Annotated in this window: 16 protein-coding genes; 9 read left to right on the top strand and 7 right to left on the bottom strand. The window is 57.8% G+C overall.

The features are described from left to right. The first annotated feature begins 43 nt into the window (after positions 1 to 43). From S101446_RS03940 to S101446_RS03920, 5 genes are read left to right on the top strand one after another with little or no spacing between them, the layout of a single operon-like run. Complete coding sequence (locus S101446_RS03940) at positions 44 to 1,594, top strand: aromatic amino acid lyase (protein ID WP_157684813.1); 1,551 nt, start codon at positions 44 to 46, stop codon at positions 1,592 to 1,594. Continuing rightward, positions 1,581 to 2,942, top strand: coding sequence for a dihydroorotase (locus S101446_RS03935; RefSeq protein ID WP_087607680.1), 1,362 nt, complete (start codon positions 1,581 to 1,583; stop codon positions 2,940 to 2,942). The genes S101446_RS03940 and S101446_RS03935 overlap by 14 nt, the downstream gene beginning before the upstream one ends. Beyond that, positions 2,939 to 4,201: a Zn-dependent hydrolase gene (locus S101446_RS03930; RefSeq protein ID WP_208620550.1), complete on the top strand. Its 1,263-nt coding sequence runs from the start codon at positions 2,939 to 2,941 to the stop codon at positions 4,199 to 4,201. Before S101446_RS03935 ends, S101446_RS03930 begins: the two co-directional genes overlap by 4 nt. 44 nt (positions 4,202 to 4,245) lie before the next feature. Next, positions 4,246 to 5,352 (top strand): DUF917 domain-containing protein, encoded by a 1,107-nt coding sequence (locus S101446_RS03925; RefSeq protein WP_087607679.1) that lies wholly within the window; start codon positions 4,246 to 4,248, stop codon positions 5,350 to 5,352. Continuing rightward, complete coding sequence (locus S101446_RS03920) at positions 5,349 to 6,995, top strand: urocanate hydratase (RefSeq protein WP_087607678.1); 1,647 nt, start codon at positions 5,349 to 5,351, stop codon at positions 6,993 to 6,995. The genes S101446_RS03925 and S101446_RS03920 overlap by 4 nt, the downstream gene beginning before the upstream one ends. A 250-nt stretch (positions 6,996 to 7,245) precedes the next feature. Here S101446_RS03920 and S101446_RS03915 read toward each other — a convergent pair whose 3' ends face one another. From S101446_RS03915 to S101446_RS03900, 4 genes are all read right to left on the bottom strand, one after another. Next, positions 7,246 to 8,172 carry a heme-dependent oxidative N-demethylase family protein gene (locus S101446_RS03915; RefSeq protein ID WP_279629055.1) on the bottom strand — a complete coding sequence of 309 codons (927 nt, stop codon included), beginning with the start codon at positions 8,170 to 8,172 and terminating at the stop codon, positions 7,246 to 7,248. Positions 8,173 to 8,321: 149 nt separating this feature from the next. Further along, positions 8,322 to 9,275 carry a PDR/VanB family oxidoreductase gene (locus S101446_RS03910; protein ID WP_087608823.1) on the bottom strand — a complete coding sequence of 318 codons (954 nt, stop codon included), beginning with the start codon at positions 9,273 to 9,275 and terminating at the stop codon, positions 8,322 to 8,324. 104 nt (positions 9,276 to 9,379) lie between these two features. Then, complete coding sequence (locus tag S101446_RS03905; RefSeq protein ID WP_087607676.1) at positions 9,380 to 10,513, bottom strand: aminomethyltransferase family protein; 1,134 nt, start codon at positions 10,511 to 10,513, stop codon at positions 9,380 to 9,382. Positions 10,514 to 10,839: 326 nt separating this feature from the next. Then, the gene (locus tag S101446_RS03900) at positions 10,840 to 12,180 is read right to left on the bottom strand and encodes an NAD(P)-binding domain-containing protein (RefSeq protein WP_087608822.1); all 1,341 of its coding nucleotides are present in this window, start codon (positions 12,178 to 12,180) and stop codon (positions 10,840 to 10,842) included. 541 nt (positions 12,181 to 12,721) lie between these two features. Between S101446_RS03900 and S101446_RS03895 the strand changes: the two genes are divergently transcribed. Next, complete coding sequence (locus S101446_RS03895) at positions 12,722 to 15,004, top strand: DUF1989 domain-containing protein (RefSeq protein ID WP_087607675.1); 2,283 nt, start codon at positions 12,722 to 12,724, stop codon at positions 15,002 to 15,004. Positions 15,005 to 15,093: 89 nt separating this feature from the next. Here S101446_RS03895 and S101446_RS03890 read toward each other — a convergent pair whose 3' ends face one another. Together S101446_RS03890 and S101446_RS03885 are read right to left on the bottom strand one after the other, a co-directional pair. Continuing rightward, a complete protein-coding gene (locus S101446_RS03890; protein WP_087607674.1) occupies positions 15,094 to 16,122 on the bottom strand; it encodes a helix-turn-helix domain-containing protein in 1,029 nt (342 codons plus the stop codon). 198 nt (positions 16,123 to 16,320) lie between these two features. Beyond that, entirely contained in the window at positions 16,321 to 17,613 is a 1,293-nt protein-coding gene (locus tag S101446_RS03885) for a LysR family transcriptional regulator (RefSeq protein WP_167376418.1), read from the bottom strand. 133 nt (positions 17,614 to 17,746) lie between these two features. Between S101446_RS03885 and S101446_RS03880 the strand changes: the two genes are divergently transcribed. From S101446_RS03880 to S101446_RS03870, 3 genes are all read left to right on the top strand, one after another. Continuing rightward, positions 17,747 to 19,117, top strand: a complete 1,371-nt coding sequence (locus S101446_RS03880; RefSeq protein WP_244184478.1) for a UbiD family decarboxylase — start codon at positions 17,747 to 17,749, stop codon at positions 19,115 to 19,117. Next, positions 19,117 to 19,704 carry a UbiX family flavin prenyltransferase gene (locus S101446_RS03875; RefSeq protein ID WP_087607672.1) on the top strand — a complete coding sequence of 196 codons (588 nt, stop codon included), beginning with the start codon at positions 19,117 to 19,119 and terminating at the stop codon, positions 19,702 to 19,704. Before S101446_RS03880 ends, S101446_RS03875 begins: the two co-directional genes overlap by 1 nt. 66 nt (positions 19,705 to 19,770) lie before the next feature. Beyond that, the gene (locus S101446_RS03870) at positions 19,771 to 21,258 is read left to right on the top strand and encodes an HAL/PAL/TAL family ammonia-lyase (RefSeq protein WP_167376417.1); all 1,488 of its coding nucleotides are present in this window, start codon (positions 19,771 to 19,773) and stop codon (positions 21,256 to 21,258) included. Positions 21,259 to 21,379: 121 nt separating this feature from the next. Here the strand turns inward: S101446_RS03870 and S101446_RS03865 are convergent, their stop codons facing one another. Then, positions 21,380 to 22,366, bottom strand: coding sequence for a LysR family transcriptional regulator (locus tag S101446_RS03865; RefSeq protein ID WP_087607670.1), 987 nt, complete (start codon positions 22,364 to 22,366; stop codon positions 21,380 to 21,382). Positions 22,367 to 22,382: the final 16 nt, after the last annotated feature.

The following is a 22,382-nucleotide window of genomic DNA, read 5'->3' as shown; positions in this document are numbered from 1 at the left end:
AACACCATTAATGCGAGACTGTGCACAACAGGAAAGTCCAGGGATGAAACGGGACAGTAACATTATTCTGACAGGGCATGCCCTGTGCCTGACGGATGTTGCGCGGATAGCCGATGGCGCCCGTGTCATCCTGTCGCCCGAAGGGCTGGAACGTGCCGCTGCGGGACACGCTGTCCTTCTGGGCGGCATGGAAGGCGGCAGCGAGATCTACGGCACGACCAGCATGGTGGGCGCCTTCAAGGACTGCGACATTCCTGCCGATGATGGCACGGCCTATGCCCGGCGCCTGCTCCGTTCACACGCGCTGGGGGTCGGGCCGGATTTCGGTGTGCGCACGGTACGGGCGGCCATGGCCATCCGCCTCAACGGAATACTGAGCGGCCAGACCGGCGCATCCCCTGCATTGGCCACCGCGCTATGCAACCTGCTTAATGACCGGATCACGCCGGTCGTGCGCATGTATGGTTCGATCGGCTGTGCAGATGTGGGGCTCATGTCCCATGTCGGGCAGGTCCTGCTGGGTGAAGGAAACGTCACGACGCCGGAGCATGAAGGGGTGGAACCCGCCCTGTCCGCCCTGCGTCGCCACGGGCTGTCACCTGTCGTGCCCGGCCCGAAAGACATGATGACCATCCTGTCCAGTAATGCGCTTTCCGTTGCGACGGCGGCGCTCGCAGTGTCCGACCTGCGCGCCAGCCTGCCGCTCGGTCTGGGCGTCTATGCTCTTGCCTGCGCAGGGTTCGCGGCATTTCGGACCCCATGGCAGGCAGCCCATGCCAACGGGACGGTGGCAGAAAAACGCGTCTCCGCCTTTCTCATGCATGCCACGCGCAAGGATGACTGGAATTCACGCGGGCATATTCAGGATCCGCTCAGTTTCCGCTGCCTGCCCCAGATTGCTGGCGCGCTGCTATCGGCCCTGCTGCGGGCGCAGGCCGCGCTGGATCATGCCTTCAATCACTGCGATGATAATCCACTAGTGGTGGATGGGCAGATCCTGACATCGGGTGCGTCGCTCCCACTGGAACTGACGCTTGACATACAGATGCTGTCCCAGGCCGTGGCGCATTACGCCCGCGGTTCAATGGGGCGCATTCTGGTCATGTGCCGCGATGACCTGTCGGGCCTGCCCCGCAACCTTACGCTTCTGGCTGGTCATGATATCGCTTTCGGCGCGGCGACCAAGCTGGCGGCGGACCTGACGATGCGCATAATGCGCGAAGGTACCCCCGCATCCCTGTATCAGGTGCCCGTCGCCAACGGCGTTGAAGACGAAGCAACCAATCTTTCCCTCATCGGACAGGCGCTGGAGCTGCAGACCGCCCTGCTGCAGCGGCTGATCGCACAGGAAGCGGTTACAGCCTTTCAGGCCGTACACCTGTCAGGCCATGCGGACAGCCTGCATGGGCTGGCCGGGTTGCTGCATGGGCGACTGGCGGGCCGGATCGGGCCGGTCAATGACCTGATCCCGCTATGCGACGTGTTTGAAGCCGCACGTGAGGTCCTGTTTTCCACCGAAACCGCTGCATCATGCCCGTCCAGCCTGCTGTTCGGGTCTGATGGCATAATAGAGGAGCAGCATGAAAATGCATGACCTTGTCCTGACCGGAACGGTCGTTACCACCGCTGCTGTCCTGTCCGATGGCTGGATCGCCATTGATGATGGCCGTATTTCCCGTTTCGGTCAGGGCACGCCACCACAGGCCGCGAAAACGGAAGACCATGGCAATGCCCTGCTCCTGCCCGGTGCGATCGATCCACAGGTCCATTCCCGATCCCAGAAGGGACAGGAAGATTTCATCTGGACGACACGATCGGCTGCGGCCGGTGGCGTAACCACCATCGCCGACATGCCATATGATGATGGCTTCCTGGTCTGTACGGCAGACAACCTGCGCCTGAAGGCACGCGAGGCAGGCGAGCAGGCCAGGGTAGATTTCGCCCTATGGGGTACCATCGCGCCCCATGACGGCCCGCGTCATATTCCCGACATGGCGGAAGCCGGGGCCTGCGCATTCAAATTCTCGACCTTCGGCACGGATCCTGTACGCTTTCCCCGTATCCCGGCCGATCTGCTGGCGGCCTGTTTCGCCGCGGTTGCGCGCTGTGGCCTGGCGGCAGGCGTACATAATGAACATGATGAAATGGTGCGCGCCAATATCCGCCGTGTGGAGGAAGAAGGCATTACCGACTGGCGGGCGCATGGACTGTCGCGCCCGGCCCTGTCCGAAGCGCTGGCGACATCCGAAATCTATGAACTCGCCGCCGCGACCGGCTGTTCCGCGCATGTGGTCCATGCTTCCATCGAACGCGGATATGAACTGTGCGCCGCCTATCGTCGGCAGGGATTCGATACCACGATCGAGGCCTGCATCCATTACCTGACGCTGGATGAGGAAAATGACGTCGCGCGTCTGGGGGGAAAGGCCAAGATCAATCCCCCCATTCGCCCCCGCCGGGAAGTGGAAGGGATATGGGCGCACCTTGTCGCCGGTAACGTGACCGTGGTTTCAACCGATCACGTTTCATGGAGCGAGGAACGCAAGACCAACCCCAACATGCTGAAAAACGCATCCGGTGCGCCATCGCTGGAGGTTATCTATCCTCTTTTCCTAAGCGAACTCTCCCGGCGGCATCTATCTCCTGTTCTGGCCGCGCGGCTGCTGGCGAAAAACCCCGCGCGGCTGTTCCGCCTGACATCGCGCAAGGGTGGCATTGCCATTGGCCGTGACGCCGATATTACCGTCGCCCGTCGCGAAAGCTGGACCTATGATCCCCGAGCCAGTGGCAATTCATTCGCCACCTGGAGCCCGTACGAAGGCCGCACGCTGGACTGGCGCATCGCCGCCACCTACCTGCGCGGGACGCAGGTGTTCGACGGCACGCAGGTACTCGCCGCGCCAGGTCACGGACAGTTCGTAACCCCGGAAGGGAACGGATGATGGCCCTTCCCCTCTCCTCCCATATCCAGCCCGAGCGGTTATGGGCAGACCTTATGGAACTGGGTACGATTACCGATCCCGATCGCCCCTATACCCGCCGTTCCTTTTCAGACCGTTTCCTGGAAGGACGGGCATGGCTGTGCGGGCGTCTTGAACAGGCGGGACTGACCTGCCGGACTGATACGGCCGGCAACCTGATCGGGCGCAGGACCGCGGCGTCGCCGAGCGCGCGTACGATCATGACCGGTTCGCATTCCGACACTGTGCCCGCAGGCGGCCGGTTCGACGGGATCCTCGGCGTGCTGGCGGGGGTGGAAATCGCCCGTGCCATGCAGGACTGCGGCGCGGCCCTGTCGCACCATTTCGAGGTGATCGACTTTCTGGCCGAGGAACCCAGCGATTTCGGCCTGTCATGCATTGGCAGCCGGGGCATGACCGACAGCCTCACGGCCGGGCATCTTGCCCTGCGGGCACCGTGGGGGGAAAGCCTGGCGGATGCCATGACCCGCATGGGCGGCAACCCGGCCGACCTGGCATGCGCACGGCGCCACGATATAGCGGCCTTCATGGAGCTTCATATCGAACAGGGTCGCGTGCTGGAACGTGCAGGCACGGATATCGGCATTGTGGACGCCATTGTGGGTGTGACCCGGATCGAGGTCATTTTTGCCGGTCGTGCGGATCATGCTGGCACCACCCCGATGGATTGCCGGCAGGACGCGCTGGTTGCGGCGGCCGGGATGGTCACTACCGTCTCTCACCTCGCCCGTGATGCCGCCCGATCGGGTGAAGGCCATGTCACGGCCACGTGCGGGGTGATGGAAGTCCAGCCCAATGCCTCGAATGTCGTGCCCCGTCAGGCACGGCTGGTCATTGACATACGCGTAAGCGAACGCGAAACGCGTGAACGGCTGGTGGCCAGATTCCGTACGGCTGCGGCAGACCTGGCTGCGGACGCCCATGTCACGCTGGCGGGCTTTGAAATACAGTCGGATACCCGCCCGGTAGCCTGCAACCCCGTTCTCGCCGGGGAACTGGAGACGGCAGCGCGGATACTGGGGCTGTCCAGTCGCCGCATGGTATCCGGTGCGGGACACGACGCAGCCTTCATGGCCCGCATCGCACCCAGCGCCATGCTGTTCATTCCCTGCCGTGATGGCCGCAGCCATGACCCGGATGAATGGATCACGTCGCATGATGCAGCCAACGGCACACGCGTGCTGGCAGATGCGATCATGGCGGCTGACCGCATGCCCTGAATGCGCACCAATGAAATATCCCAACCCTTTCAAGAGGTCTCACTGTGGGTAGAATACTTGTAGCCAGAGATGTCGAAGCCGCCATTCACGGTGGCTCGGTTTTCGCCTGTGGCGGCGGTGGATGGGTCGAACACGGCCGCATGCTGGGTACCGCCGCGGTCAATGCTGGCCAGCCCGAACTGGTCAGCATGGATGAAATCGCCGATGATGCGATCATCGCCACTGCGGCTGCCATTGGCGCCCCCGCCAGCACAACGCACTGGGAAATGCTGGGCGTTGATTACATCAATGCCGTAAAGCTGGTGCAGAAGGAACTGGGCGCACCGATCCATGGCCTCATGATTGGCCAGAATGGTAAATCCAGCACATTGAATGCGTGGCTTCCGGGTGCGATCCTCGGGACAAAGGTGGTCGACGCCGTGGGAGACATGCGCGCCCACCCGACCGGAGATATGGGCTCGATCGGCATGGCCAATTCTCCTCTTCCCATGATTCAGGCGGTCGTTGGCGGCAACCGGACCAACAACGCCTATATCGAGATGGTGGCAAAGGGGGCGACCGCGCGTATTTCTCCCATCCTGCGTACGGCGTCGGACATGTCGGGCGGATTTATCGCCTCGTGCCGCAACCCGCTGCCCGCCGCCTACGTACGGGCCCACGCGGCGGCAGGTGGCATTTCCCGTGCGCTGCAACTGGGTGAAGCCATACTTCAGGCCCAGAAGAAAAGTGGCCATGCCGTTATTGATGCGATCGTGCGCGAACTGGATGGCTGCATCATGGCGCAGGGTCAGGTAACCCGCAAAGCCGTACGCTACACCGATGAAGCCTTTGACATCGGGACCATAACGGTCGGCAGCGGGTCATCCGCCGTCATTCTGCATGTCATGAACGAATACATGGCGGTGAACACGCCGGACGGCCAGCGCCTTGCATCCTTTCCCGACGTGATCACCACCCTTGATACCGATGGCTATCCGCTGAGCGTAGGCGAAGTGGAAGAAGGCATGGAGATTCTTGTGCTCCATGTGGACAAGACCAAATTCCCCCTTTCATCCAGCGTCATTGATCCGGCGGTGTATCCGCCGGTTGAACGTGCGCTGGGCATTGAACTCGCATCCTATGCCATAACAGGAAAGAAGCAGGCATCATGACGCAGCAACGTTTTTCGGTAACCTCGGGCAATACGCTGCGCTGCCGGGGCTGGCGGCAGGAAGGGCTGCTGCGTCTTCTTGAAAATGTCCTGAGCGTGGGCGAGGATCCTGATAACCTCGTCGTGTATGCGGCGCTGGGACGTGCGGCGCGCAACTGGCCTTCACATGACGCCATTGTCTCCACGCTGAAGACCATGGCAGATGATGAAACGCTGATTGTCCAGTCCGGCAAGCCCATCGGGGTCGTCAAGACCCATGCGGCAGCCCCCATCATTGTCATGGCGAACTGCAACATGATCGGTCAGTGGGCCAAGGCGGAGGAATTCTACCGTCTGGAAAAGATGGGCCTGATCTGCTGGGGTGGGCTTACCGCTGGCGACTGGCAGTATATCGGGTCACAGGGGGTCATTCAGGGCACATATGAAATCTTCCGCCGTATTGCGGAGCAGGATTTCAACAGCAGCCTTGCCGGTTGTCTTATCCTGACATCCGGTCTGGGTGGCATGGGTGGGGCGCAGCCCCTGGCCGGCAGGCTGGCGGGGGCTGTGATCCTGTGCGTGGAAATCAATCCCGAACGGATCGAAAAGCGTCTTCAGTCAGGTTACCTGCAGCATCGGGCGGATACGTTGGATGAAGCACTGGCCATGATCGCGGCCGCCCGGGAAAAGCGGGAAGCATGCTCGATCGGACTGGTGGGAAATGCTGCTGAAATCTTCCCCCAAATTCTGGCGCGCGGCATCGTGCCGGATATCGTGACGGACCAGACATCTGCACATGATCTGGTATATGGCTATATTCCCGCCGGTGTCAGTTTTGAGGAAGTCGAGCGGCTCCGCCGTGAGGAGCCAGACCATCTTATGGCGCTTTCCTCCCGGTCCATCGTGCATCATGTGCGGGCCATGCTGGAATTCCGCAAGAAGGGTTCGGTTGTCTTTGATAACGGGAACCTGATCCGCACCCAGGCCCATAAGGCCGGGGTCAGTGACGCGTTTGACATCCCCATTTTCACCGAAGCCTATCTGCGCCCGCTGTTTGCTCGCGCCATCGGTCCGTTCCGCTGGATCGCCCTTTCGAATGACCCGGAAGATATCCGTAAGATAGACGATTATCTTCTTGAAACATTTGCGGATGATGCGTCGGTTGTTAACTGGATAACTCTCGCCCGTCAGTACATTCCCTTCGAGGGGCTGCCTGCGCGCATTGCGTGGATCGGTCATGAATCCCGCACCCAGGTTGGGCTGGCCGTAAACCGGATGGTGCGTGACGGCATCCTGTCGGGCCCCGTGGCCTTCACCCGTGATCATCTGGATGCCGGCGCCATGGCGCACCCGAACATCATGACCGAAAACATGAAGGATGGTTCTGACGCCATTGCCGACTGGCCGCTGCTCAATGCGATGCTTGCCTGTTCATCCCAGGCGGATCTGGTGGCGGTTCATTCCGGTGGCGGTGGATATGCCGGTTACATGACCAGTTCGGGCATTACCGTTATTGCTGACGGTTCGGAGCAGGCCGATGAGCGGCTGGGGCAAACCCTGACCAATGATACCAGTCTTGGTATCATGCGATATGCCGATGCGGGCTACGAAGACGCCCATGATGAAGCGGCCAAACGGCATATCAACTATCTTGGTGTCAAATAGGTAATCCGCCGTGCCGCATTCGGGGCAGCGGTGCGCATGTTCTGACGTAAGACTGGAATATGGTTCAGGCGTATCGTGCTGGTGCCGGTCATGGAACTGTCACGATATGCCTGTTCGCCGAAATTATGGAACAGAGGGAACGCCTGGCGCAAGGTCGAACATAAGGCCCCGATCAATGGAGCCGCAGGATCTGTTGATATTCAGGCCTGACAGCAGCCGTGGTGTCATGGCGGAGCATTGAACCGTATCCTTACTCCGGTCCTATGCCGCAGGTCAGAGTTTCACCATGGTCAAATTGCGACAGATAGCTGACCGCCTGAGCCCGGTACAAATCAAGTCCCTTATACGCGGACAATGCAGGATCAAGGTCACGCAGGACACGATGCAGGCGGATACGCCATTTGGGCACCAGTGCAATTTCACGCAGCGGCAGCAGGTAGCAGCGGACACAAAAAAGAATGGCATTGGAGCGTGGTAGACGAAACAATGTCTGTAATTCCACGCGTAGATGTACCAGATCCTGCGCATTTTCATTTGTTACAGTAGCGCGGTCTTTCCCCCAGATTGTAAAATTCTCAGGCGACGTATCAAGACGGGGATTGATGGTCATGGTCCAGTTCAGGCGCCGCACCGGCCTGCCATGCTGAAGCATGAGCAGAAAGCGCAACGCGCGATCAAAGATGCCCATTTCACCCGCTTTGGGCACCGGAGCATGCCATTGCCTGAATGACATGCCCAGATCGAATTTCAGGGACCAGTCGGCCTGAGACGTAACCATTCCCCCGTCCATCCACAGGTCGTTCTCGCGCTGGTCCTGCAGGGTGAAATCACCCTGCATCTGGCGTGCCATGAAGGCAAACGGCCCATGCGGGAGTGTATCCGCATCGCCAAAAACAAAATGCTGGTCAATATCCAGCGGGCGATTGATCCAGTGCCAGTATCGGCCATTCCGGGCAAGATGAAAGAGATCGGGATAATCCTGAGACAGGCTTTCCATCGCCAGTTCGACAAAATCCCACTCCGCCTCATGCATATGGGGCAGAACGATGCACCGCCTGGGGTCTTCGGACAGGATTCGCGCCTTTTCCTGACATTCCACAATATAGTGTTCATCAACGTCGAATGTCCTGCGGAGCGAGTCAACTTCCCCTTCCCTGACATGCGGCTCAACATTCATCGAATACATGTAACGGTCTTCAGGAAAGGGAAACGGGAACCGCAGAACCGTTGCCGTGGTATTTTCCAGATTATATGGGGCCCGGTAACTTCCTGCCGTTCTGAAGGGGATTTCCTGCATCATTGTCTATTCGCCATCCGATCTGTTTTTTACAAATCAAGCTTCAGGAAACGCGACCTGGCACGTGATACGCAGGTCAGGATTGCCTTGCCTTCCTCGCGCTCGCCTTCGGTCAGGACATGATCACGGTGCTCGGCTTCGCCTTCCAGGACAGCCACGCGGCACATTCCACATGCACCACCCCGGCACATGCATGGCGCCTGTATGCCCGCGCCTTCCAGTGCCTCGAGAAGGGTTTCTTCCGCCTGGACCGTAATGGTCTTTCCACTGCGGGCCAGTACAACATCAAAAACACGGCCGCCGGAAGGCGATACAAATCGTTCATAATGAATTTTCGAAGGGACGTAGCCGACATCCGTCGCCGTTTCCCTGACCCATTCCATAAAACTGTCCGGACCGCAGACATAAAGATGGGATGTGACCGGTTCATTCGCCAGAATCGTATGCAGTGTCCCTACCGCACCGTCCCGGCCTTCATGGAAAATGATTTTTGACGGGTCATATGATGATAACAATGCTTTGAAAGCCGATTTTTCGGCTGGCCGGACATAATGATGCAAGGAAAAGTCCATGCCGTTTTTCTGCATCATGTTCATGTAGGATAAAAAGGGCGTAATACCTATTCCGGCTGAAACAAGTATATGCCGTTGCGCGGTCTTGACGATAGGAAATCGATTGGAAAGTCCCGTTACGGAAATATCCAGGCCAACTTTTCCATGTTCATATAAAAATCGGGAGCCTCCGCGTGAGGGTGCGGCCCGACGGACAATGATATGAAGTGACCTGCCGTCATCCGATCTTTCCACAATGGAATAGGCATTTTTCCAGATACGGTCCTTGTTCCCAAACGCAAACACACCATTGCTGCCGGGCGATATCGCCGGAAACGCCCCTTCCCTGGCCGATATCACGAACCGGCGCAGATCAGGTGACAGAACATCAATAGACGATAGGGTCGCATGATAACCGGAAATTGAATCCATATTACGTTCCTGCCATAGAAACCGCCCTGCTTCCTGGCTGCTGGTCATGCCGACCAGACATGTTCGAAACAGAACAGTTCAATTTCCTCGCGCCTGCCTGCCCTTCAATCCTTGCGCGTTCTTTTTGTCTTCTGCGGATCGTCGAATGGCAGGGAATGGGTGATGCCTTTCAGGGCGTCCTGACCGGAATGGACTTCGATCTGCTTGCCTTCCGTGGCGAAGGAGGGCAGGAGCCGGGCAAGGGCCATGGACTTGCCGGTCAGGCTTGAAAACATGCCACAGGTCACAACGCCAATTTTCTGGCCCTGTGCGTAAACCGCGTCACCAGCCTGTGCCACGGCGTCGGTGTCGAGCAGCAGGCCATATATCTTGATCCGTTCGTGTCCCTTGAGGGCGAAATGCGCGGCGGCGCCCCGGAAATTCGTCTTTTTCGGGCTGACTGTGAAATCAAGCCCCAGTTCCCACAGGGTATCACCAGCAGGGTATTCATCAAATGGATATATTTCTGAATTATCATAAGGATAAAACAGCAGGCAGCTTTCAACCCGCAGCAGATCGAGCGCCGTAAAGCAGGTCGGCACGATACCCATTTCCTTGCCATCGGCAAGAATGCTGTCCCAGATAAGGGGCGCATTTTCTCCTTTGCAGAAAATTTCATAACCGCGTTCACCGGTATAGCCGGTACGGGAAATCATGACCGGCGCACCGAACAGTGTTGTCTGCATATGGTGGAAATACTTCAGCTGCCGAATGCCCGGGACATGTTTGGACAGGAAATCGACGGCAACAGGTCCCTGCAGGGACAGATCATGCAGGTCATCATCAAACAGCAGGCTTGCATTGCGGCCCACGACCATATTCGCCAGCACTTCATGCAACGCGCCGGCACCATGCACGACCATCCAGCTATTGGGTCCCGTGCGATAGAGAATGCAATCATCTATGAATTTTCCCTGATCGTTCAGTACCGCGGCATAGGCTGAACGGCCCGGTGTAATCTTGCGGACATCACGGGTTGTCGCATAATCCAGTATGCCCGAAGCATGCGGCCCGACCAGATGCAGCTTTTTCAGGCCGGATACATCCATAAGACCGGCACGCGTGCGTATGGCGACATAGTCATCCTGCACGTCCTTGTCATAGGTCCATGCAGTCCCCATGCCATTCCAGTCTTCGAGAGAAGACCCCAGGGTAGAATGTCGATCAGAAAGAACACTATGCCGCCAGCTATAGGTCATGTTCGATTTTCCCCAATTGCCATGTGATTTTCATTTTGAACAAAACATTCATACTGATGCGTTTTATTTATTACCGCATGAACATGAAGGATATAACAGTGTAACCAGATGTTATCCCGTTACACCTGAAATAAGGAAATCGATGTTACGATAAGAGGATACCCACGAAAGTCAACCATAAGGAATATAAATATCCTTTGAAGAAAAATTCCTACCATCCTTCTGCGCTGACCCATACCCGCTGATTCCGGAAGGTCTCCTCCCCTCCCCTTGCGCTCACGACCCCTGTTCACGAACAGGCGTTCGGGCCATGGGGACTGTCCCCCTTATTGCTTCAGGAAGGCCTCAAGACTGTCGTCCATTGCTTCCATCCATGGCGTATGGTGCGCGGGCGCCAGCTTGCCGGTAAGGGCCGATACATAGGATTTATCGCGATAGGTCATGATATTCTCGACCTTGTCGTGCTTCCAGTCCTTGAAGCTCTGGGCCACGTGGTCGAGGTCGAAGGGAGGATAATCCGTCAGGCTGATAAGATCGCGGACATAGTCGGTCTGGAAATCGATTTCTTCATACGGGGTCGAAGCCTCTTCCTCCCGTGCACGCCATTCCAGCGTATCGGCCGTCATGTCTGCGGCAGGTGGCAGATGAATGCGGTCCATTATGACGTCACGGGCAAACCACGCCTGCGCGTCGAACATGTTGAATGTGTAATACTGGTCCTGCATGCCAAGATAGAACAGATGTGGATTTTTGATCCAGCATACGCCCTTGTACAGATCCAGCGGATAAAGCCGGTTGTTTGTCTCAAGGCGCAGGCTATCAGGCAGAAAAGGGAAATGATGCCGGTAGCCGGTGCACAGGATGATGGCGTCAACATTCTTTGTGCTGCCGTCAATGAAATATGCAGTATTGCCTTCCACGCGCTCCAGCAGTGGACGTTTGTGAAATCCTTCGGGCCAGTCATACCCCATGGGTTTGCCACGGCATGAAAAGGTAACGGAGCGCGCGCCGTATTTGAAGCACTGCGTGCCGATATCCTCGGCGGAATAGGAACTGCCGATCATAAGCAGATCCTTGTCCTTGAATTCATTGGCGTCACGGAAATCATGCGCGTGCAGGACACGGCCCGGAAAATTGTTGAAACCGGGAAATGATGGCACGTTGGGCACTGAAAAATGGCCACTGGCGACGATCACGTCATCGAATACCTCGGTATAGACGTGTTTCTTTTCCAGGTCCTCGACCGTAACCGTAAACTTGGCTGTCCTGTCGTCCCATGTCACGCCACGGACTGGCGTTCTGAAACGGATGTAATCACGCAGGTTCCCCTTGCTGATCCGGCCCGTAATGTAGTCGTACAGTACGGCACGTGGCGGATAGGAAGGGATTTCACGCCCGAAATGTTCCTCGAAGGAATAATCCGCAAATTCCAGGCATTCCTTGGGGCCATTCGACCATAGGAACCGGTACATACTGCCATGCACCGGTTCACCACATTCATCCAGCCCGGTACGCCATGTATAATTCCATAAACCGCCCCAGTCCGCCTGCTTTTCAAAACAGACAATTTCAGGAATCTCGGCACCTTTTTTACGGGCGGATTCAAATGCGCGCAGTGCGGCCAGACCGCTGGGACCCGCTCCGATAATACCAACCCGCTTGGTCATGTTCATTCCTTCTCAAAGCAGCTTATATCAAAACGCCCCGTGGCAGCGCGCCTGAATACGGTGGGCTACCAGAAGTATTCTCCGCATTCGTGGAGAAGACATGATGATGCTAGTGATACCATTCCGAGGACGCAATAATGCCTCATGGCACATAATCGTCCAGTATCATGATCAGAAATGACTATATTTTAGGCATAAATGCATAATTTTGTGCAGAAATAAGTATTATTTGCTCCAATTCATTACAGTTCCACCCACATCATGGCGGCGGACGCATCTTTCCGCCTATGGTTGTGATGGCCACCGGGCAGAAATATTTATGGCGCGTTGTTTTGAAATCAAAATGTTATTGACAAAATATTTTCCCGTAAGCAGAATTCGGGAAATATCCATTTCCTCAACAACACCGCCGTGCCGTTTTCTGTAGTTCACGCAGGCCTGCGCGCGCTATTTCCGTATTCCCGGATGCACCCTGCGCCCGACTGCCACAAGGCTGAGACTGGATCCGACAGTCTGACGGCTTAACAAGGATATATCCGTCATGAATGTAGTGAGGAGCGAAACACCTCAATCTGCCGTGCGACGCCTGAGACTGCCGGGCAACGGTTTTACTTATTTTACATTGAATGCAGGTGACTGGGTCAGCCTGATCGACCCGGAAGGGCTGCAGCCAGTGGACCTGTTCATACTGGGTGATGGTGCGGTTCTGGACCCACCCGATCCCGCTGCGGGCCGTTCCCTGACGGATGTACTGACGTCCAGTGACCAGGGCGCCGCATTGCTTGAACAGCTTCAGGCGGCAGGTCTGTCCACCCGGCAGTGGCAGTCCTTTCATTTTTCCGGGGCGCAGAAAACCGGCACGGTTGTCTCGGTCACCGCGCACCGTCCTGTTACATGCCTGGCGCATGCCCCGGCCGGAACGGTAGCAGAAGAATGGCTGCCCGCGACGGCCCTGTCCATCGAAATCCATTCTGGCACGGATACGCCCGTTGACGACCTGCCCCTGCCCCTTGCGCCTGAAATCGCCAGCATGCGTATTCCCGCCGCCACCGCGCGGAGTTACTTTGTAAAAGCAGGGGATTATATCCAGATCATCGATGTATCAGGCAAACAGTGTTCGGATTTCCTGGCGTTTGATGCGAATGCCCTGAAACAGGGTGTGGAGCGTGGACTGGACATGACGGCAACCCGGACCCTGATGGGGCTGTCATCCTCAACACCCGGTCTTCATTCCAAGTATTTTGATGAAACCATGCAACCCCTTGTCGAGGTCGTGCAGGATGCCGTTGGCCGGCATGATACCTTCCTGCAGGCCTGTACCGCCAAGTATTATGATGATGCCGGTTATTTCGGGCATGCAAACTGCACCGACAATTTCAACACGGCGCTGGAGCCGCACGGGGTCGCCCCCCGTTATGGCTGGCCTGCTGTCAATCTGTTTTTCAATACATCCGTAATGCCGGACGGCGCCATAACGGTAGATGAACCATGGTCGCGTCCGGGTGACTATGTCCTGTTCCGCGCCCTTACCGATCTGATTTGTGCGTCTTCCTCCTGCGCGGATGACATTGATGAAGCCAATGGATGGCAGCCGACTGACATTCATATCCGGATTTATGACCGATCCTGCAGCTTTCCAAAAGGAATTGCACACCGCATGACACCTGATGCCGCCCCGATCCTGACACGCCAGACCGGATTCCACGACCGCACGGCGGCATTGACCCGCAATTTCGTGGAATATCGCGGATTCTGGTTGCCTAACTGTTTTTCAAATGAAGGCGCCATTGCCGAATACTGGGCATGCCGTGAACGGGCCGCCATCATGGATCTGTCCGCCCTGCGGAAATTCGAGGTCATCGGGCCAGACGCGGAAGAACTCATGCAGATGGCCGTTACACGTGACGTCCGCAAACTGTCCGTAGGACAGGTGGTATACACCGCCATGTGCTACGAGCACGGCGGCATGATTGATGACGGAACCATTTTTCGCCTGGGTGAACGCAATTTCCGCTGGGTCTGTGGTGACGATTACTGCGGGGTATGGCTGCGGGAACTGGCGACCCGCCACGGGCTGAAGGTCTGGGTCAAGTCTTCGACTGACGCCTTGCATAATATAGCCGTTCAGGGCCCGAAAAGCCGGGATATCCTGCGCAAGGTCATCTTTACTCCCGAACATAATACCAGTCTGGATGAACTGAAATGGTTCCACTTTACCACTGGCCGCATCGGCGACGCGCGGGGTGTTCCGGTGACCGTGTCGCGTACCGGATATACCGGTGAACTGGGATACGAAGTCTGGTGCCACCCTGCCCAGGCAACCGATGTATGGGACGCCATATGGGGTGCAGGCGAAGCCCATGGCATGCGTCCGCTTGGACTTGAGGCGCTGGACCTGCTGCGTGTCGAGGCCGGTCTGGTCTTTGCGGGGTATGATTTCTGTGACCAGACAGATCCGTTCGAGGCCGGAATCGGCTTTACCACTCCGGCCCGGAAAACCGACGATTATATCGGCAGGGAAGCGCTGGCAAACCGGCGGGCCCACCCGTTGCGCCGTCTGGTCGGGCTTGATATCGAGGGGCATGAGGCCGTACACCATGGTGATGGCGTCTATATCGGCCGGGCACAGGTCGGTGTCGTGACCAGTTCCGTGCGCTCCCCGCTTCTGGGACGGACCATTGCACTTGCACGTCTGGATGTAACGCAGGCTGAAATCGGCACGGCGGTTCAGATCGGCAAGCTTGACGGGCAGCAGAAACGCATCAACGCCACCGTTGTTCGGTTTCCCCACTTTGATCCGGACAAGACAAGGGTGCGGGCGTGAAGCGCGCGACGGCACGGACATGGTCTTTCATGCCCGTGCCATTTCACGGCTTTGGAGACGGGGCAACCGACAGTCCTGTCTTCCGGCTATCAGCCCGCACGTGCAAAATAGGCGATCAGTGCACGTTCGGACGTAACCCCTATCTTGCGATAAAGACGGGCCCGGTGATTTTTGACCGTGCCCTTGCTGACACGTAATTTCTGTGCGATTTCGCCGCTGCTCTTGTCCGCCAGGATGAGGGACAGGATCTCGCTTTCCCGGTTGGTCAGACCCAGCCGGGTGATATCGGCCGCCTTCACTCTGGCACGATCCATGCATTCGACCGTGTATAACGTCGCCCCCGGCGCGAGGGGGTAATATTCCCCCAGGTTTTTTATCTGAACAGTCATGCCTGTTTCAAATTCGATACGCTGTGCGGCCTCCCCCGTCTGGCATGTCCGGGAATAGTCCATGATCTGCCCCACCCGATCGGGAAAGGTCCGGGCGAAAACATCCCATCCGGCAGTCTTGTAACAGCATGCACCGCTTCGGTCGCGAATCATCACCGCACGACGGCTGTCGGCCATGCCGCTACCATCGATCATGTTGAACAGAAAGTTCACATGCGCCTGATGCAGTCCCTGCATGATGGGGAAAACGGTCTGGACACGATTGATATCCGACTGTGTAAACACGCCGTCATTGCGTTGCAGGAACAATATAAGGGAGTGATTGCCCTGACTGGGCAATATGACGCCAAGTTCATCCCGGAACCCGGCCTCTCTCTGGAACAGATCTGTATAGATATCGGCCTTGATTGCCGTATCAAGCCGTTCCAGCGTGATGACGCCAGCCATGCGGCGATGTTTCCACATCCGCCAGAATGGGTCAAAATTACGATATGCATCAACATACCACTGCGTAACGACCATCGAGACGCCATTGGTATAGATGACATCCGGATGCATTTCGGTTGAATAGGAAATAATCCAGGATGAGTGATGCGGAATCAACGTTTCCAGCAGGGATAACAGACGACAGTAGAAATCAGGCGCGCCGATTTCAGCGGCGACTGTTCCTGCCTGCGCCAGCCATGACGGCAACTGGTCTGTCGGTGGACTGAGTGTCAACATCGGCATTTGTTGTCTGATCCATCAAACATCAGGGGTACCTAATGGGACTCGTAGCCTAGATAAGAACTTTCCTTCGGGTCAATATTTTTGATCCCTATATAAAAAAATACAGTGCGGATCGGGCATAACATTTTCCACGGCCTGCGTTTTCCGGCACGTGATTTGATCCGGATGGTTCCATCTGTCTCCCTATATGACGGGAAATCAAAAGGTTCCCATTTTGCTACATGACGCCATGGCTGGCTTTTGAACGCCGGTATCCATGGTACGTTCCGGCGTGGAGCCGTCTTCTCCCGCCGGCGCATAGCCAAGCAGGGTGATGATCCTGTCCGCAGCCTGACGCGCTTTCGGCATTCTGGGCCATACAAGGCGCATCGATACCTTCGGCTGGTATGGCAGGGGTAGCCAGCCAATGCGTGCAGTCAGGTTTTTAATCGCATCCTGCGGTAAAACGCACAGATAGCCGTGATCAAGTATAAGACGCAGCATGATCGGCAGGGCATCGACCTCCACGATAACGGGTTGCGTGTTTTCAAACGATATGACGGTTTCCAGCGTTTTCCAGACACTCTGGCGCAGACCACTTTTAAGGCTGGGAACTGCAATCGGATGTGCGGCGAGCAGATCCGGAACCGACGCCGTGGGGCCGACGACCCGCGCAGGACCCGCAAGGACCAGTTCGGACGCAAACAGGTCACGTTTTTCAAACACATCCGTGGAAACCGTGGTGTCGGTCAGGATGATGTCAAGCATCGCTGATTTCAGATCCCTGAAAAGGTCTTCGGCGGTTCCGCTGCTGATCAGCAGGTTCTGATGCGGATAGGCGTGCTGCCAGCCAGCGACAAGCTGCGCAAGATTGGAGGTCAGGTTGCTTTCATAATTGATGGGTAGAATGGTGCCGAAGCGGATATCCCGCAGCGCATGGCTGAAACGCTGGTCTGCATGGGCTGTCAGCAGATGTATCTGGCGGATAAGGGGACGAATGGCATGGTAGAATGCCTCTCCATCCGGTGTAAGCGTGCAGCCATTCCTGGATCGGGACAGAAGATGTCGTCCCAGTTGCTGTTCCGCTTGCGAAATCTGTCGTGACAGGTTGGATTGGGGAATATCCAGACGATTTGCGGCATGGTGGATGCTGCCGGCCTCCGCCACGGTAACGAAACGTTCAATGAAGGTCAGCGATAGTGGAAAGCGTGCGGCACGATGCAGTACGGATACGGTATCATTGCCATCTTCCGGCAGTCCGTCACCATGCAGGGCGACAATGCCCGACAGTATTGTGATGAAGTCAGGTAATATCGTGCGCAGTTTCTCCGCCGCCGGGGTCAGATACAGCGTTGACGCCGCCGTGTATACAAGGCGCGTCGCCAGGCGGCTTTCAAAACGTTCCAGCGCGTCCGCCACACTCGATACGGGCCTGTCGAGTGCGGCGGCAGCCTCCCGCACGGAATGAAACCAGATGACAGCCAACGCCTGGGCAAGTGTGGTAAAGCGCATCTTGGCCCCTCCCTGATGGCAGCATGATATCATCTGTCCGGATTTTGATATAAATATTACGCAACGCCGTTCCGTATCATGACCGTAAGTGCCCCGGTTGATGGGAATTCGGGGCCTGCGGAGAAATGGCGATATGTCCACCCCTTTGGCACAGAGCTTCCGTGCCGATCTTTCCCGCCTGGAACAGATGGGCGCCCTGCACCGCATCAGGAAAGCTACGGACCCACGTTACGAAATCAGTGGCCTGCTGTGGCTGCGGCGTACGGGACCGGCACAACTGTTCGAACATGTCCATGGCTGCGCCATGCCCGTTGCGGGCAATGTGCTGAACTCCCGCCAGCGGATCGCCACGCTGCTGGGTGTGACGGAGGCATCGCTGCCAGGTCACCTGAAAGACATCCTGTCCCGTTCCCTTCCCCCTGTTGTGGTGGAGGATGGACCCGTACAGGAAATGGTCCATGACGACAGACCTGACCTGGCGACCCTGCTGCCTGTCCCAACATGGTTCGAGCATGAAACCGGGCCTTATATTACCGCAGGCGTCATCATCGCCAGGGATCCCGAAACAGGCCGACGGAACGTTTCCATCGCGCGGATCAGACTGGACGGCGGCGCGCGGATCATGGTCGGGATCGCCAGAAACCACCACCTGAACATCCTGGCGGAAAAAGCCGCGGCCATGAACACGACACTGCCCATAGCGGTCAGCATCGGAAACTGTGCGTCGGTCCTGATCGGATCCCAGCTCTATCTGGGACTGGGTGATGACGAATTCGACAGTGTAGGCGCCCTGCTTGGCGAACCGCTACGTCTGGTCAGGTGCCGCACGGTGCCCCTGGAGGTGCCGGCAGAAGCCGAGATCGTGCTGGAAGGGCATATCGATGCCCGCGATCAGGTTGAAGAAAAGACCGTTTCGGAATTTCACGGGTTCTATGCCCATTACGGTTTCGGGACAGGCGGGAAAATCCGGTGTGTCACAACCCGTCGCTTACCCATATATCAGGCGATACTGCCCGGCTTTGCGCCCGAACACTGCCTGATCGGGGCTGTCGCCATCGAAGCCGTCTGCCTGCGGCTGCTGCAGGGCCTCATCCCCTGCGTGCGCCGCGTTGTCGTGACGGAAGGGGGAATGGGCAGGCTGCATGCCATTATCGTCATGCACCGGCCACGACCGGGTGAGGCGAAGCGCGCGATCATACTCGCCATGGGTCAGGTCAACCTGCTCAAGCATGTCATTGCTGTCGATGATGATATTGATCCGGAAAATCCCATGGAGGTCGAATGGTCGATCGCAGCCCGGTTCCGGGGGGATCAGGACCTGCTGGTCCTGCCCGGCATGAAGGCGGACCGGGCCGACCCCGTGCATGAAAACCTGACCATTACCAAGGTAGGGATCGTGGCGTGTCGCAGGCCGGGTGATGGCGAACGGGGCGGCAATTCCGAACGGGTCCGTATTCCCGCCGATGTCCTTGCCACCCTGCAGGAAAAACTGGAACATTACTGATGACCGACACAACGCCCATACCGGCCCGCAAACATATCATTGTTGGCGTGACCGGGGCCTCCGGTTTCGGCTACAGCGCCACCGTGCTGGAAATCCTGCATGATCTGGGTATTGAAACCCATCTGGTCATTTCCCGTTCCGCCATGCTGGCCATGGGGCATGAAACCAGCCTGACGGTGCATGACCTGAAGGCGCTTGCGGACCATACCTATGACAACCGTGATATTGCCGCCCCCGTGGCCAGCGGTTCCTTTCGCACTGCCGGCATGATCGTGGTCCCCTGTTCGGCCAAGACGCTGGCTGAAATCGCAACCGGGCTGGGCGGAAACCTGATTTCACGGGCAGCGGATGTCGTGCTGAAGGAACGGCGGCGACTGGTTGTCATGTTCCGGGAAACGCCGCTCCATCTCGGTCACTGCCGCAATATGGTCCAGTTGACTGAAATGGGCGGGATTGTCATGCCCCCGGTGCCTGCGTTCTATCCCCGTCCCCAGAGCATTTCAGACATTATCTGCCATACTTCAGCGCGCATAATCGATCTTTTTGACCTGCCCGTGGACCTTCCCGGTCGATGGAAGGAACACTGACCCCGCCCCGGACAGTGTCATCCCGATCCCTACCCATAGTACCCATCAATTACGGATATCATTCCAATGAAAGCACATGACATTTGCATGGGGGCCGCAGCACCTTCCATCACCGATATCGCCGATATTGCCCGTCGTGGCGCAAAGCTGTCCCTGAGCGCCGAAGGGATGTGCAGGATCCGTGCCGGGCGCGCGGTCGTTGAACGTTATGTGGCGGAAAACCGGGTCGTTTACGGACTGAACACCGGGCTGGGCGCCAGTGTCGATACGGCGCTGGTTGATGCGGACATGATCGCCTTCCAGAAACGCGTACCCCACAGTCACAGCGTCGGGGTCGGGCCGGTCCTCCCGCGTGAGGAAGTCCGCGCCATGATGGCCGCCCGCGTAAGCGGCATGGCAGCAGGCGGCACCGGTGCATCCGAAGGGATCGTGACAGGCATTGTTGCCGCGCTCAATGCGGGCGTGCATCCCGTCATTCCGGCGTGGGGATCCATCGGGGCCGCGGATCTGGCGCCTCTTGCCCATATGAGCATGGGCCTGATGGGCCTGGGGCTGGCTGAATATGGGGAAAGCATAATGCCCGCGGCCGAGGCGCTGGCGCGTGCGGGACTGGAACCGCTTGATATCCGCATAAAGGATGGTCACGCGCTGATTGCGACGAACAGCCTTTCGACCGGGGCCGCGTGTCTGTGTCTGGAAGATGCTGATCGCGCCCTGTCATGGTCATTACGGGCCATAGCACTCAATTTTGAAGGTTTTCGTGCCAACCTTGCCACCCTGGACGAGGAAGGGCTTGCGGCACGCCCCGCCATGGGCCAGCAGCGTGCCGGTGCATGCCTGCGCGATCTGCTGGTCGGCAGCGGGTTGTGGGCACCGGGGGCGGCGCGACGCCTGCAGGATCCCCTCAGTTACCGTTGCGTTCCCCAGGTATGGGGAGGATTCATGCACGCACTGGACGAAGCCCGTCAGGCAACCGAAATCGAACTGGGCAGTTCGGCTGATAATCCTGTTGTTCTGGCCGATACCGGCAGGATCGTGACGACGGGTAATTTTGATATGACAGCCTTTGTCCTGTCGTGGGAGCGGCTGGGACAGGCGATCGCGCATTGCGCCACCGGCACGGCGCATCGTTGCATGAAAATCATGTCTCCCGCCGTATCCGACCTGCCGCGCTTCCTTGCTGCAAAAGGGCAGAACCGGGGCGGTTATGCGGAACTCCAGAAAACCATATCCGCGATGGAGGCTGAAATCCGGCATCTGGCGCTGCCCGTTTCACTCAGCCCCATTCCTGTATCCGACGGGATTGAAGACCAGTCTTCCATGGCGCCGCGTGTCATTTCGAAAACGCAGGATATCGTCAGGAGATTTCATTATATGGTTGCCATGGAACTGCTTCTGTCGGCTGAAGCGGTGGAACTGCGTGGCGTGACGGATACGCTTGGTGAGGGGATCCTGTCCGTCCAGAAGGCCATACGTGACCGTGTGCCCGCCCTTGATGAGGATAGGGAACTGGGCAGTTCCGTCATGGCGCTGGTCGACATGATCCTGTCATAGGATGTGGTGGGGCAGCGCCTGCGTGTCGCCACGGCGGCAGGGCTGTTCCACCTCGACACGGAGAGATGATCCGCCGAATATCCCGCCCGGCCCACGGACGCCGCCAGATGCGTCGGGGATGTCAGCCGTGATCCGGCACCCTTGTTGCGGGTACCTTCAGGAACTTTGCTTCATCGGGGCAGAAATGCCTGAGGTGCTGCAGCACGCTGTCGCGCAGATGCTGGCGAAGTGTCTGGACCAGATCAAACGGAAGCCTTCCCAGTTCACCTTTGCGGACAATAAGTGTCAGCTGCCGCCGTGCAGGTGGTCCCGGCAGGGCCATGCAACGGAAGTGCGGGACTGCTTCCCCGCATTCAAGCATGCATAGTGGTGTCGTGATGGCCATGCCGCCATCCATGCAGGCTGACGTGACCCCGAACGGAGAGTCGAATTCCAGACTGTAACGTAACTCCAGACGCAGGCGGCGCAGGTAACGTTCAATATCCTGCCCGATCCGCGAACGGGCGGAAAAGCGGATGAATGGCATATATTGATTGATTTCCTGCAACGCCTTCGGCCCGTCCGGGTATGGTCCGGTTGCGGGGTATAGCAGGACATACGGCTCTTCCAGCAGGACCCAGCATTCCAGGCCATTCATGTCCTCCAGATCCCCTGCCCCCACGATCAGGTCCATCTGCCTGCCGAGCAGTGCGGCGTAATGAGATTCCGTAGGGCCTGAAAGAATGACGGAACGCTCCGCGCGTTCGCGCAGGAAACGTGTTAACGGGGGCAGCAGCGCCCGGGACAGGCTGTCAATAATTCCAACGCGCAGCAGGTTGGGCCGCCCGCGCTGGAGTTCCTGCAGCCTGATGCTGGCCCGCCGTGCCTCCGTTGTCAGGATAAGGGCATGTTCGCGCAGCAGGGCACCGCTTGCCGTCAGGCCGATCGGACGCATCGACCGGTCGAATAGGACTACGCCCAGCCGATGCTCCAGATCACTGATAACCTGCGAGATGGCCGATTGCGTGATACCCAGCCGACGCGCGGCCCCCGCCATCGTGGTGTGTTCACAGACCTGCAGGAAAACCTTCAGCGCATGCAGGTCAAACGGAAGATCGGAACTGATCATGAAACGGATCTAGCAC

Source organism: Komagataeibacter europaeus (genome assembly GCF_002173515.1).
In the GTDB taxonomy this organism is placed as follows: domain Bacteria; phylum Pseudomonadota; class Alphaproteobacteria; order Acetobacterales; family Acetobacteraceae; genus Komagataeibacter; species Komagataeibacter europaeus.
The sequence above is the reverse complement of the archived record's forward strand: the minus strand, read 5'-3'. Positions and strand labels throughout refer to the sequence as shown.

Excerpts from the sequence above, each read along its gene's own strand:
- S101446_RS03940 (WP_157684813.1), top strand. The coding sequence starts at position 44 with ATGAAACGGGACAGTAACATTATTCTGACAGGGCATGCCCTGTGCCTG.
- S101446_RS03880 (WP_244184478.1), top strand. The coding sequence starts at position 17,747 with ATGTCCACCCCTTTGGCACAGAGCTTCCGTGCCGATCTTTCCCGCCTG.
- S101446_RS03905 (WP_087607676.1), bottom strand. The coding sequence starts at position 10,513 with ATGACCTATAGCTGGCGGCATAGTGTTCTTTCTGATCGACATTCTACC.
- S101446_RS03900 (WP_087608822.1), bottom strand. The coding sequence starts at position 12,180 with ATGACCAAGCGGGTTGGTATTATCGGAGCGGGTCCCAGCGGTCTGGCC.
- S101446_RS03895 (WP_087607675.1), top strand. The coding sequence starts at position 12,722 with ATGAATGTAGTGAGGAGCGAAACACCTCAATCTGCCGTGCGACGCCTG.
- S101446_RS03915 (WP_279629055.1), bottom strand. The coding sequence starts at position 8,172 with ATGAATGTTGAGCCGCATGTCAGGGAAGGGGAAGTTGACTCGCTCCGC.
- S101446_RS03920 (WP_087607678.1), top strand. The coding sequence starts at position 5,349 with ATGACGCAGCAACGTTTTTCGGTAACCTCGGGCAATACGCTGCGCTGC.
- S101446_RS03890 (WP_087607674.1), bottom strand. The coding sequence starts at position 16,122 with ATGCCGATGTTGACACTCAGTCCACCGACAGACCAGTTGCCGTCATGG.
- S101446_RS03910 (WP_087608823.1), bottom strand. The coding sequence starts at position 9,275 with ATGGATTCAATTTCCGGTTATCATGCGACCCTATCGTCTATTGATGTT.
- S101446_RS03935 (WP_087607680.1), top strand. The coding sequence starts at position 1,581 with ATGAAAATGCATGACCTTGTCCTGACCGGAACGGTCGTTACCACCGCT.
- S101446_RS03885 (WP_167376418.1), bottom strand. The coding sequence starts at position 17,613 with ATGCGCTTTACCACACTTGCCCAGGCGTTGGCTGTCATCTGGTTTCAT.
- S101446_RS03875 (WP_087607672.1), top strand. The coding sequence starts at position 19,117 with ATGACCGACACAACGCCCATACCGGCCCGCAAACATATCATTGTTGGC.
- S101446_RS03865 (WP_087607670.1), bottom strand. The coding sequence starts at position 22,366 with ATGATCAGTTCCGATCTTCCGTTTGACCTGCATGCGCTGAAGGTTTTC.
- S101446_RS03930 (WP_208620550.1), top strand. The coding sequence starts at position 2,939 with ATGATGGCCCTTCCCCTCTCCTCCCATATCCAGCCCGAGCGGTTATGG.
- S101446_RS03870 (WP_167376417.1), top strand. The coding sequence starts at position 19,771 with ATGAAAGCACATGACATTTGCATGGGGGCCGCAGCACCTTCCATCACC.